The 12,394-nt window shown below is 71.1% G+C and carries 11 protein-coding genes; 1 reads left to right on the top strand and 10 read right to left on the bottom strand.

The window, feature by feature from the left end; all coding sequences use genetic code 11:
* Positions 1-5: 5 nt before the first annotated feature.
* A complete protein-coding gene (locus tag PSD17_RS00390) occupies positions 6-479 on the bottom strand; it encodes a MarR family winged helix-turn-helix transcriptional regulator (protein ID WP_339120864.1) in 474 nt (157 codons plus the stop codon).
* Positions 480-601: 122 nt separating this feature from the next.
* On the opposite strand from PSD17_RS00390, the gene PSD17_RS00395 reads away from it, so the two are divergent.
* A complete protein-coding gene (locus PSD17_RS00395; RefSeq protein ID WP_103380780.1) occupies positions 602-1,453 on the top strand; it encodes an alpha/beta fold hydrolase in 852 nt (283 codons plus the stop codon).
* A gap of 180 nt (positions 1,454-1,633) precedes the next feature.
* Here PSD17_RS00395 and PSD17_RS00400 read toward each other — a convergent pair whose 3' ends face one another.
* The 9 genes from PSD17_RS00400 to PSD17_RS00440 form a co-directional block, all read right to left on the bottom strand.
* Complete coding sequence (locus tag PSD17_RS00400; protein ID WP_339120866.1) at positions 1,634-2,752, bottom strand: substrate-binding domain-containing protein; 1,119 nt, start codon at positions 2,750-2,752, stop codon at positions 1,634-1,636.
* A 137-nt stretch (positions 2,753-2,889) separates the two neighbouring features.
* On the bottom strand, positions 2,890-3,879 hold the full coding sequence (locus tag PSD17_RS00405) for a sugar phosphate isomerase/epimerase family protein (RefSeq protein ID WP_132975388.1): 990 nt from the start codon (positions 3,877-3,879) through the stop codon (positions 2,890-2,892).
* A 41-nt stretch (positions 3,880-3,920) separates the two neighbouring features.
* Positions 3,921-5,090, bottom strand: coding sequence for a zinc-binding dehydrogenase (locus PSD17_RS00410; RefSeq protein ID WP_339120870.1), 1,170 nt, complete (start codon positions 5,088-5,090; stop codon positions 3,921-3,923).
* 96 nt (positions 5,091-5,186) lie between these two features.
* On the bottom strand, positions 5,187-5,951 hold the full coding sequence (locus PSD17_RS00415; RefSeq protein WP_339120872.1) for an HpcH/HpaI aldolase family protein: 765 nt from the start codon (positions 5,949-5,951) through the stop codon (positions 5,187-5,189).
* Entirely contained in the window at positions 5,941-6,732 is a 792-nt protein-coding gene (locus PSD17_RS00420; RefSeq protein WP_339120874.1) for an alpha/beta fold hydrolase, read from the bottom strand. The genes PSD17_RS00415 and PSD17_RS00420 overlap by 11 nt, the downstream gene beginning before the upstream one ends.
* A complete protein-coding gene (locus tag PSD17_RS00425; protein ID WP_013674401.1) occupies positions 6,729-7,739 on the bottom strand; it encodes an ABC transporter permease in 1,011 nt (336 codons plus the stop codon). Before PSD17_RS00425 ends, PSD17_RS00420 begins: the two co-directional genes overlap by 4 nt.
* Before the next feature lie 16 nt (positions 7,740-7,755).
* Positions 7,756-10,239: an ATP-binding cassette domain-containing protein gene (locus PSD17_RS00430; RefSeq protein ID WP_339120876.1), complete on the bottom strand. Its 2,484-nt coding sequence runs from the start codon at positions 10,237-10,239 to the stop codon at positions 7,756-7,758.
* Positions 10,232-11,359: a substrate-binding domain-containing protein gene (locus PSD17_RS00435; RefSeq protein WP_339120878.1), complete on the bottom strand. Its 1,128-nt coding sequence runs from the start codon at positions 11,357-11,359 to the stop codon at positions 10,232-10,234. The genes PSD17_RS00430 and PSD17_RS00435 overlap by 8 nt, the downstream gene beginning before the upstream one ends.
* 143 nt (positions 11,360-11,502) lie before the next feature.
* Positions 11,503-12,345 (bottom strand): mycofactocin-coupled SDR family oxidoreductase, encoded by an 843-nt coding sequence (locus PSD17_RS00440; protein ID WP_103380788.1) that lies wholly within the window; start codon positions 12,343-12,345, stop codon positions 11,503-11,505.
* Between the last annotated feature and the right edge of the window lie 49 nt (positions 12,346-12,394).

Below are 12,394 nucleotides of genomic sequence, written 5' to 3' on the forward strand. Positions count from 1 at the left end.
GCTACTCACAGCACCACCGCCCAGTCCGGCTCCCCCGGCTCGCCGGCAGCGTCGGCGAAGGCCCGCAACGCGGAGACGAGCCCGTCGCGGGTGTCGGCCGACATCGCCGTGACGAGTGTGCGGAGCTCGGCGCGGCGCCGCCGCGTGACGTCGTCGACGAGGACCCGCCCCCGCTCGGTGAGGGTCAGCGCCACCTCACGCCGGTCGGTGTCCGACCTGTCACGCTCGACGAGCCCCTTGCCGACCAGCCGCTCGCACATGCGGCTGGCCGTCGAGCGGTTCACGGCGAGCAGGTCGGCGAGGTCGGCCGGGCGCAGGCCGCCGCGCTGGGCGAGTACGACGAGCGCCCGGTACTGCGGGAGCGTGACGTCGTCGTCCACGGCGGCGACCGAGCGCGCCGCCACGGCGACCATCACCCGGCTCGCCGTCATCACCGCGTCGACCAGGTCCTCGACCGTCGAGCCAGGATGTCGTTGCACTGACACATCATTGCATAGGGCAATGATTAGCGAGGACGCTCGCCGCCGCCGGGCGAGCGCACGGGTGCCCCGCCACAATTTGGGTCACAATTCCGCCCGCCTTCGTTCGTAGCGTCAGCCGGATGAGATCACGATCCTCGGTGGACGGCTTCAGCCTCGCCTACGACCGCACCGGCACCGGAACACCCGTCGTCCTCCTGCACGGCTGGCCCGGGGACCGGGTCGACTACGCCGCCGTCGCCGGTCTGCTCGACGCCGACGTCATCGCTCCCGACCTACGCGGGTTCGGCGGGTCGGACAAGCACCGCGGCGGCGACTACTCGGCTTCGGCGCAGGCCGCGAGCGTGCTCGCCCTGATGGACGAGCTCGGCATCGACCGCGCCGTCCTGGGCGGCTACGACATCGGATCGCGGATCGCGCAGGTCGTCGCCCAGCAGCACCCCGACCGGGTCGCAGAGCTCGTCGTCGCACCGCCACTGCCCGGAATCGGGCGTCGGGTTCTCGACCCCACCGCGCAGCAGGAGTTCTGGTACCAGTCGTTCCACCGACTGCCGCTCGCCGACGAGCTGCTCGACGGGCGTCCCGATGCCGTGCGCGCCCACCTCCGCCACTTCTGGTCCCACTGGTCCGGTCCGGCGTTCACCCCCTCCGAGGCGCTCCTCGACCGCCTGACCGCGAGCTACGGCGCGCCGGGCGCATTCGCCGCGTCCGTCGGCTGGTACCGCGCCGGCAGCGCGACCGTCGTCCGGTCGCTGGAGGAGTCGTCCCCGGCCGAACCGGCCGCCACCCCGATCACGGTGCTGTGGCCGGAGTTCGACCCGTTGTTCCCCCGGGCATGGGCCGACCGCGTCGGCGAGTGGTACGGCGCCGCGACGGTGCACCACGTCGACGGGGTCGGACACTACGTCCCGGTCGAGGCGCCCGAGGTGTTCGCCGACGCCGTCCGATCGGCAATCGACCGCCTCGGTCGCTGAGCGGGGTCAGAACCCCACGGAGGCCGCGCCCTCGAGCTGGCGAGGGTGCGCGCCTCCTCGGGGGTGGCAGGTTGACGACGGCATCGGTGTGCCCCCGAGCGTGCACAGGATCGGCGCCACATGCGCCGGGTCCTGGGACGGCCGCCCGTCGCCACGTGACCGGCTCCTCCCTCGGCCCGCTCAGCCGCCGTTCAGGACCGCCTTGAGCGTGTCGACCGGAAGGCTCGACGACAGGTCCGCGTCCGGCGAGATCGACGGGTCGCACGTCGGGACCTTTCCGGCGGCGGTGTCGGCGTACACGGAGAGCACGAACGGGACCGGTTCTGCGCTCTGCTTTCCCGCCAGCGCCGCAAGCCCGACCCGCAGCGACGCGGCCGACATCTGGGTGGTCCCGTCCTGGCCGAGCCAGGCGATCCTGTGTTGCGCGACGGCGCACACGAAACCCTGCGACGAACCGATGTTGAGGAACGCGGGCATCGTCGCCCCCGCGTCGACGATCGCCTGCACCGCGCCGATGTCGGAGGCACCGTAGTCACTCACGAACGCCGCGTACTGGCCGTTCTGGGCGATCAGCCCGGCGACGGCGCGCCGTTTCTGCGAGGCGTCCCAGTTCGTCGGCACCCAGGTGTCGGGGACGAGCTGGATTCCCGGCGCGTACTGCTTCAGCGCGGCGGCGAACGCGGTGAACGTCTTCTCGGTCGACGGCGCGCCCGGCTGCCCACCCAGGAACGCCACCTTGCCGTGGCCCACGTTCTCGGCCAGCCACGTCGCCTGGTTGCGTGCGATCGCGTCGGTGTCCCACACCACGGACTCGACGTAGTCGGTGCCCTTCTGACCGGTGACGTCGTTGACGGTGCTGACCACCTTGACGCCCGCCTGCATGGCCTTGCGCATCGAGGGCAGCTGCGAGGGGCCGAAGTCGGGACTGATGACCACGACCTTCGCGCCCTGGGCCACCGCGGCGTTCGTGGCGGCGATCGCGGCCTGCTGTCCGGTGGTGCCGTTGTACCAACTCGCCTCCACGGTGGGGCACTTCGCCGCCTCGGCCTGAAACTCGGCGTTGGAGATCGCCGCCCACACCTGCCCACCCGCCGACTTGATGTAGACGACCTTCGTCGGCTCCGGTGGGCACAGCGAGGTGATGTCGCCGGGCGCGCCCGCCGCTGCCGCGGACGTGGTCCCGCCGGCCGGCGTGGTGCCGCCCGCCGGCGCCGGGGCGCAGGCGGCCAGTGCGACCGCCGAGACGATCGCCGTCACGGCGGCGAAGAGGTGGGAACGTGAGAGACGCGCGGGGTGCATACCGGTCTTCCTCGATACGGTTGATCCGGCCTTCGGATCAGGTCGAGGCTATGCAGCGGCCCGACCTGCGAGTTGTCCCGCGTTGGGACGACGGGCGCGCCCGCGGGGCGGCGCGACACGGGCGTCCGAGGAGCGTCTCAACCCTCGAGCGCCCGAGCACGCGCGACGAAGGTCGTGGCGGTCTGCACGATCGGCCGCGCGTGCCAGTTCTCCGACAGGATCTCGATCGAGACCGGAGCGGTGACGCCGTTCGTCCGCAGCGTCGCGAGGAAACCGGCGACGTCCCAGTCGCCGTCGCCGAAGAGCCGGCGATGCTTCAACGTCTCCTCGAAGTAGTCGTCGGTCAGCGGCGCGGCGGGGCCGTCCGACAGCTGGACGACCACCACGCGGTCGGCCGGGAGCGACCGTAGCGCCGCGTCGTCGCGGTTTCCGCGCATGAAGTGCCAGTTGTCCACGCACAGCCCCCCGTTGTCGCGGTCGGCCGACTGCACGACCGCCAGCGACGTGGCGATGTCCGGGATATCGGTTCCGGGGAGGAACTCGATGGCGACCTTCGCGCCGACCTCTGCCGCTCGATCGCACAGGCGGGCGAACCGACGAGCCGTGTCGGTTCCCTGTCCGTGCGAGGATCCTGCGACCACGATGTGATGGGCCTCGAACGCCCCGGCGAGGTCGAGCAGATCCTGCTCCACGCCTGCGTCCATGTAGGGCAGGTCCCAGGGGAACGACACGGGACCCCATCGGCGCCCGTCGGCAGGTCCGTCGAACCCGAGACCGATCTCCACCTCCGCCACGTGGATGGCCGCGTTCTCGGCGATCGCGGCGAGGTCCTTCGCGTCGATGCCGTTGCGCTTCGCATCCTGGAACTCGAGTACCGAGTACCCGATCGCATCGACGCCGGCCGCCGCTGCTGCGGCAACCCGTTCCTCGAAGGCGATCCCGGTGAGATTGCCGTAGCCGAGGATCAGCCCCGGAACGCCGCGAGTGCCGTTGGTCATCGTGTCTCCCTGATCGAGTCCATGTTTCGGGGCGACGTCGACGTTAGGGAGACGCCCGGTCCGGACGTTGTCCCGCCTTGGGACGCTCCCCGAGCCACCCGGGATCGGGTCCTCACCGGATTCGCGCACCGGACGGCACCGGGCACCGCGTCGACCGCGCTGCCGTCGCGTCACGGGACGACGGCGGCCCGCATCGCGTGGCCGGACTCCGTGCGCGCGACCGCGGCGGGAATCTCGTCGAGGGCGTAGACGCGATCGGACATCGTCCCGTAGGGGTGCAGGTCGCGGGTGTCGACGAGGAAGTCGAGCGCCCGGCGCAGGTACCACGGGTCGTAGCGGAGGTAGCCCTTGACCGTGAGGTTCTTGCGCGTGAACGTCGCGGGCGAGATCGCCAGCTCGGAGCCGGGACCGACCCCCAGATTGCCGACCGAGGCTATCGAACCGCCCGTACGCGCGAACGAGACCGCCTCGCCGAACGCCTCCGGCCGGCCCGTCACCTCCACCACCAGGTCGGCGCCATCGCCGTCGGTGAGGTCGAGCATCCGTCGCTCGCGGTCCGCGGCCGTCGTGTGGACACCGAGGTCCACCACCTCGGCGGCGCCGAACTGCACGGCCGCGGCGATCCTGCGCGGGTCGCGGTCGACGGCGATCACCCTCGCGCCGGATGCTGCGCCGATCGCGCAGGCGTAGAGCCCGAGGCCACCACATCCCTGCACGACGACAGTCAGACCTCGCCGGACGCCCATCCGTTCCGACGTGAAGAGCATCTGCGCCAGGCCGCAGTTCGCCCCGGCGACCTCGGCGTCGGTCAGGACGTCGGGCACGACGTAGAAGTGCCGGCCGGCGGCCAGGTGGTAGTGCGTGGCGAACGCGCCGTGGAAGTGCGGCGCACGGCCCGGCGGCGCCGCCATCGTGTCCGCCCAGTGCACGCACATGTTGAACTCTCCGCGCCCACACGGCCGGCAACGGCCACACACGCGGAAGTACACGACGACGACCCGGTCCCCGACGGACACGGGCGTACCGGCCGAGTCCTGGATGAGCCCGTCGCCCAGCGCGCTCACCCGCGCGACGAACTCGTGACCGAGCACGACGTCGCGCAGCACAGGGTTGCGATGGTGGAAGATGCCGACATCCGAGCCGCACACGTTGGCCCGCAGTACCTCGAGCAGCGCCTCACCGGGTCCCGGTTCCGGCAGCGCATACTGCTGCAACTCGACCGACCGCGGCCCGGCGAGAGCAGCGACGACGCCGCGCGCCGCGTTGCGGGAGTTGTCCGGCACGGAAATCCTCTCGTCGACATTCCACCCGAGCACGAGCATCGTCCGGGGAACCGCCACCGGGCTGTCCCACGTCGGGACGGCGGGTCATCCCGGTCCGGGGACGCCGGCGCCGTCCGGGTCGTCGTCCACAGGTCGGTTCCGAGCCCGGCTTCATCACCGCGCGTGCTCCCGGTGATCGGGCAGTCGGTCGGCGAGTACCGCGCGCGCTTCCGCGAGCGCGCGCCGTGCGGCCGAGAGCAGCAGTGCCGAGTCCGACTCCACCGCGAGCATGCTGAAGCCCGCCGACCGCCACAGCCCCACGTTTCCCGTCCCGCAGAAGACACCTGCGGCGATGTCGTTGGCCCGGCACGCCGCAACGACGGGTGCGACGGCCTCGACCGTCCCCGGATCCGACGTGAGGTACGGACTGCCGAACAGGTCCAGCGCGAGATCGGCCGGCCCGACGATCACCCCCGCCAGACCGGGGACGGCCGCGATGTCCGCGACGTTCGAGACGCCGGCACCGTCCTCGACCATCACGTAGCACCGCGCCGCGCCGAGCTCGGCAGGCTCGGGTCGGGGGCCGGCGAGCTTGGCGGTGAGCGGTCCCCAGCTTCGGGTTCCGTGCGGGGCGTATCGGCACGCGGCCACGGCGGCTCGGGCCTGCTCGACGCTCGAGACCTGCGGCACGACGATGCCGTCGGCGCCGGCGTCGAGGACCGCGCCGACCAGGTGGGGGTCACCGCCCGGCACTCGCACGAGCGCAGTCCCGGCCCGCGCGCGGACGGCCTGCAGCAGGCCGACGATCTCGGGCGTACGGATCGTGCCGTGTTGCATGTCCAGACAGCACCAGTCGAACCCGACCGAGGCCATCAGCTCCACCGCGAACGCCGCGTCCAGATGGCACCAGCCACCCAGCGAGACCTGTTCAGGACGCATGACGTGCCCGTCTTCCCTCGATCATCTCGTGAATGGCGCCGACCAGCGCCCGCGGTTGCTCGACGGGCACGAAGTGCCCGACCCCGGGGAGCCCTCGGACCGTCACCCGGGTGAACCGGTCCGAGAGACGATCGAAGAACGACGGGCGCACGAGCGGGTCGAGCAGGGGCCACAGGATCGTCGTCGGGATCGTCACGACGTCCCCGCGACCGAGTGGTGCCGACATCCGCATCAGCCGTCGATCGGACTGCGCCACGAGGTGGTCGAGGCGGGTCGACAGATCGACGACGTTCGGGCCCGACCATCTGGTCCACGCCCTGGCCAGGACCTCGCGCAGCGGTCCGGCCGTGGCGCGCGGCGGGACCGCGGGTGGCGGCGTGATCACGAGGCCCGAGACCCGACCCGGGCGTCGCGTCGCGAGCTCGAGGGCGACTGCGGCACCGATCCCGTAGCCGGCGACCACGACGGAACCGATCCGGAGCTCGTCGATCAACCCGGCGACGCTCCTGGCCTGGGCCGGCACCGACACGTCCCCGGCGGACCACCGGTCGGACTCGCCGACCCCACGCAGGTCGGGCGCGACGACGGTGCCCCGGAGGCTCACGGCGACATCGGTCCAGTCCGTCCGGTCGCCGTGGCCGCCGTGCAGCAGCACGACGGCGGGGCCGGTCCCGCACCGGTCGTATGCGAGCCGGAACCCGTCGACCGGCCTGCTCACCAGCGGATGACCGCGTTCGGGCGGCAGGAGGCCGGCCGCCAGCTGCCCGCCGACCGTGGTCACACCCCGCTCCCCCGACGACGGTTCAGCCAGGCCGCGCCGGCCAGCGCGAGCGCCATCGCGATCGCCTGCACGAGCAGTTGGACCGCGGCGTCGGCTCCCAGCGTGAGGACGACCTGGCCCAGCTGGGTCAGGAACAGTGCGGCCACCGCCGTCGCGACGACGCTGCCGCGGCCGCCCGCGAGGCTCGTCCCACCGATCACGACGGCCATGACCGTCTGGAACAGATACGGGTTGCCCATCGTGGGCGCCGGGTTCTGCGCGTACCCGGCCAGCAGCACCGCGGCCAGCGCGAACAGCAGCGCCGCGGCGATGTAGGCGCCGACGATGTAGGCATCGACCCGGATCCCGATGGCACGCGCCGCGTCCGGGTTGGAGCCGACAGCCACGAAACGGCGTCCGACGGTCGTCCGGCGCAGCACGAATCCGACGACGGCGATCGTGCCGAGCGCGAGCCAGACCAGTACGGACACATGGAGGAAACGCGCTGCGGCGAACGCCTGCAGGCTCGCCGGCGCCGCCGACCCGACGCCCTTGGTGTAGCTGAACATCGCGCCGACGAGCAGCGCGTTGAGGGCGAGCGTCGTGATCAGCGGCGTCACGTTGATCCGGGTGATGATCAGCCCGTTGACGAGCCCGATGACCACGCCCAGCGCGACGACGACGATCAGTCCGACGAACACCGGGGTGTCGTTGCGGTCGACGAACACCACGAACCCCATGGCGGTCAGGCTGACCACGCCGGGGATGGACAGGTCGATGCCACGCTGCTGGATCACCAGGGTCTGGCCTGCGGACATGATCGCGAGGATCGCCCAGAACGGCAGCATCGCGCCCAACGACTCGGCCGACAGCGACTTCGGTACGAGGATCGCGCTGAGCACGAACAGCACACAGGTCGCGAGCACGATGCCGGTGTACGGGCTGTTCGACCGATGTCTGCGTCGAGGAGGGGCCACGTCCGGGTCGACGGTCGCGACCTGCTCCGGATCGCTCAAGGAGTTGCTCATCGACGTCTCCGAGTCGTCAGTGTGTGCGGGCGAGGTGGCGGGTTCGGGAGTAGACGGCCACCGCGACCAGCGTCATGGCCCCGGGCAGGTACGACGACCAGGCGGCGTCGAGCCCCAGGAACGTCACCGCCCCGATCGCCTGCGTCACCAGGAGTGCCGCGGCGATGGTGCCGACGAACGAGCCGCGGCCGCCGAAGATGCTGGCGCCACCGATGACGGCCGCGGAGATGCTGGTCAGCGTGTAGTCCACGCCCGACGTCGGGTCTCCCGAGCCGACCTGGGCGAGGAGGAACAGGGCCGCCAGGCCGGCCAGCAGGCTGCAGAGCAGGAAGCCGACGAGCCGGAGCCGCGGGGCGCCCAGCCCGTTGAGCCGGGCACGCTCGGGCTCGGAGCCGACCGAGCGCAGCGCGATGCCGGTCCGTGTCCGCCGCAGCCAGAACTGCATTCCCGCCGCAACGATGACCATGAGGATGAAGGCGATCGGGACGGGGCCGAGGGTGAACGTGAGGGCCTCGGTGATGCGGCTGTCGAAGAGGCCGCCCGGCTGCGGTCGCAGCACCAGGGAGAGTGCCTGCAGGGCGATGTAGGTGATCAGCGTGGCGACGATCGCGTTCATCCTCACGACGTCGACGAGCGCCCAGTTGACCAGGCCGACCGCCAGCGGGATCGCGAACAGCAGCACCCAGCCGAGCACTCTGTCGAGCGGCATCGACTCCGCTGTCAGGAAGAACGACTCGGCCACCACGACGAACCCCATGAGCGGGCCGACCGAGAGGTCGACCGCACCGATCATGAGTGCGACGGTCTGGCCGAGCGCCACGAACCCCAGCACCGCCACCAGGGCCAGCAGGCCGGCGATGCTCGGGGTCGTGAGATAGAAGCTGCTCGTCAGCGAGGTCCACAGGCCCAGCCCGAGGACCGCCAGCGCCACCATCGCCATCGGCGCCGTGTCGCCGGCGAACCACCGGACCGCGGGCCCGGCACGATGTGTGTCCTTCTCACGGTGTGTGGTCGCCGTCAGCGCCGCCCCGGTGATCCGCGACTCGGAGATGTCGTCGCCGACCAGCTCCTCCACGACGTGGCCACGGGAGAAGATCAGGACGCGGTCGCACAGCCCGGCGAGCTCGATGCCGTCCGACGACACGACCACCACGCCCATTCCCCGGTCGCGGGCGCTGTCGCGCAGCAGGTCGTAGATCTCGGACTTCGCGCCGATGTCCACGCCCTGGGTCGGTTCGTCGATCAGCAGGACGCGCGGGTCGCGACGAAGAACGCCCGCCAGCAGCGCCTTCTGCTGGTTGCCACCGGACAGCGACTCGATCGGCGTGTCGATGCTCGGGGTCTTCACCGCCAGGTCGGCCACGGCCGTCCTGGCGAACTCCCGCTCCCGGCGCGGCTCGACCACGCCGAGTCGCGTGAACCGGTCGAGGTTGCGCAGACCGATCGTCTCGCGGACCGTGAGGCCCGGGAACACACCCTCTCGGTGTCGGTCGCCGGTCAGGTACGCGACGGCCGCCGACCTCCGCCGGACCTGCGCCCCGTCGACGGACACGGACCCTGTGCGGTGGCCGAGACCGGCCAGTGCACGCAGGGCGTCTCGTTGCCCGTTGCCCTCGATGCCGGCGAACCCGACGATCTCGCCCGGTCCGACGTCGAACGTCAGGTCCTCGAAGCCCCGGCCGCGCAACGTCTCCACGCGCAGGACCGGATCGCCCGCATCCGACAGCACGGGCTTGTCCGGGAACACCGCGTCGAGCCGGCGGCCGACGATGAGGTCGACGATGTCGCGTTCGGCCAGGGACTGCGTGTCGAAGGTCCCGCGGTGGCATCCGTCGCGCAGCACGCTGATCCGGTCGGCGATCTCCTTGACCTCACGTATGCGGTGCGAGATGTAGACGACGGCGCCACCGTCGCGCACCCGTTCCAGGACCGCGGCGAACAGCCGCTCGACGTCCTCACCCGCCAGATGCTCGGTCGGCTCGTCGAGAACCAGCACTGCCGGCTCGTGGGCGAGTGCCCGGACGATGTCGACGATGAACCGCTTCTCGGGTTCGAGCTCCTCGATCCGGGAGTCGGGGTCGATTCCGACCTCCTCGCTCCAGTCGCGCAACCGGTCCCGGCTCCACGACCGGAGCCGGCCGATCGGTGGCCGCGCGGCCGGCGGCTGACCCAGGTACATGTTCTCGGCGACGGTGAGGTCGGGCAGCAGCGCCGGTTCCTGCAGGACGATCGCCATCCCCAGTTCCTGTGCGGCGTGCGTGGAGCCCGCTCGTAACGGCCGGCCGCCGAGGGAGACCGTGCCCGCGTCGGAAACCAGGGCGCCCGACGCCACGGCCATGAGGGTCGACTTGCCGGCGCCGTTCTCCCCCACGATCCCGTGGACCTCCCCGGCGCGCACCGTCAGGTCGACGTCATCGAGCGCGACGACGCCGGGGAAGGTCTTCGTGACGTGGTCGATCCGCAGCGCGGGGACGGCCTCGAGCACGATGTCGTCAGCCACCGAGAACCTTCTTCAGGTCGGGCACCGAGAGGCTCGATGACAGGTCCGCGTCGGGCGAGACCGACGGGTCGCAGTCGGGCATCGTGCCTGCGGCGGTGTCGGCGTAGGTGAACAGGACGTAGGGGTTCGGCTCGGCGCTGGGCTTGTGCTGCATGTCCGCGAGCGCGATCCGGAGTGCCGAGGCGGTCATCCGGGTCGAGCCGTCCTGGCCGAGCCACTGGATGTCGTTCTGCCGCGCGGTGCACACGAAGCCCTGCGAGGAACCGATGTTGAGGAAGGCCGGCATCTTCGCCCTGGCGTCCAGGATCGCCTGCACCGCACCGATGTCGGAGGCGCCGTAGTCGCTGACGAACGCAGCGTAGTCGCCGTTCTGGGCCAGTAGGCCCGCCACCGCGCGCCGCTTCTGTGCCGAGTCCCAGTTCGTCGGGACCCAGGTGTCGGGGACGAGCTGGATTCCGGGGGCGTACCTGCTCAGCGCGGCCTTGAAGGCGTTGAAGGTGGTCTCGGTCGACGGGGCGCCGGGCTGGCCGCCGAGGAAGGCGACCTTGCCGGTCCTGATGTGCTCGTCGAGCCACTTGGCCTGGTTCTCGCCGATCGAGTCGACGTCCCACAGCAGCGAGTCGGTGACGTCGGTTCCCCGCTGCGCGCCACCGTCGCTCACCGTGGTCACCACGGTGACGCCCGACTGGACGGCCTTGCGCAGCGACGGCAGCTGCGCGGCGCCGAAGTCGGCGATGACGACGAGTGCCTTCGCGCCCTGGGCCACCGCCGCATTCGTGGCGGCGATCGCGCCCTGGACGCCGGAGGTGCCGTTGTACCAGCTGGCCTGGATGTTCGGGCACTTCGCGGCCTCGGCCTCGAACTCGGCGTTCGCGATGGCCGACCACACCTGGCCACCTGCCGACTTGATGAAGACGATCTTCGTCGGTTCCGACGGGCAGTACGGGGTGATGTCCCCCGCAGCCGACGTCGCGGCACCGGTGGTTCCGGACGGTCCCGCCGCCGCACCTCCGGACGGGGAACTCGGTGCCGGTGAGCACCCGGCGAGAACGACGGCGGCCGCGGCCGCCAGTGCTGCGGCGACGATCCGCGCGCGCGACGATGAGGCGAGGAAGCGCATCACCGACCTCCATTTCAGGAATTGCGTCCCCGGGTTTCGCGGGGGCGCAGGGAAACGGTCAGCAGTGCAAGGCGTGCCGGGCAGAATCAATACTCTTCCCGAGTCCAATGCCTCGGGGGTGTCCCGCCGTGGGACACGGGCATCTATTTGATCAGCGCGCCGGCGTCGACGGACATGCGTAGTCCGGTCACATATCGCGACTCATCGGAGGCGAGGAACAGCACAGCGTTGCTGACGTCGCGCGCGTCGATCCAGGGAATGGGCAGAAGGTTCATCGGAGCACAAGCCTCGGCGAACTCCTCCCGTGTCGGGACGCGGCCGCCCAGGTCCGCGCGGAACAGTTTCTGCATCGGCTCGTTGCGCATGAGGATGTCGGTGTCCACGGCCGTCGGATGGACGGTGTTGACCCGGATGCCGTACTCGGCCACCTCGGCCGCCAGCGACTGGGCGAGCCCGACGTCGCCGGCCTTCGCGGCCGAGTAGGCCGCGGTGTGCGGAGTGCCCTTCAACCCCACCAACGAGCTGGTGATGATGATCGAACCTCCACGACCTGCGGCGATCATCTTCGGGACCACCGCCTTGACGGTGTGCCACACACCCGTGAGCATCACGCCGAGCTGTGCGTCCCACATCTCCTCGGTGATCTCCCACGTCCTCGGGACCGAGTCGATGATCCCGGCGTTGGCACAGACGATGTCGATGCCGCCGAACTCCGAGCAGGCCTCGTCCACCACGGCCTGCACCCCTGCCGCATCGCGGACGTCGACGCGCCGCGCGAGGATCCGGCGGTCCTCGTTCTCCACGAGCCGCACGGTCTCGGCGAGCTCCTCGGGGCTACCGAGCGGGTAGCCGAGATTCTCGATGTCGGCACAGATGTCGAGGGCGACGATGTCGGCGCCCTCCTCGGCGAGCCTTCTTGCATGTGCTCTGCCCTGCCCGCGCGCCGCGCCGGTGATGAGCGCGACCTTCCCCTTGACCCGATCCACGATTCGTCGCTCCTGTCACGTCGGAATGGGGCGGTGGCGCCACGAGGGC

Origin of the sequence: Pseudonocardia sp. D17, assembly GCF_036984265.1 — a bacterium.
In the GTDB taxonomy this organism is placed as follows: Bacteria; Actinomycetota; Actinomycetes; order Mycobacteriales; family Pseudonocardiaceae; genus Pseudonocardia; species Pseudonocardia benzenivorans.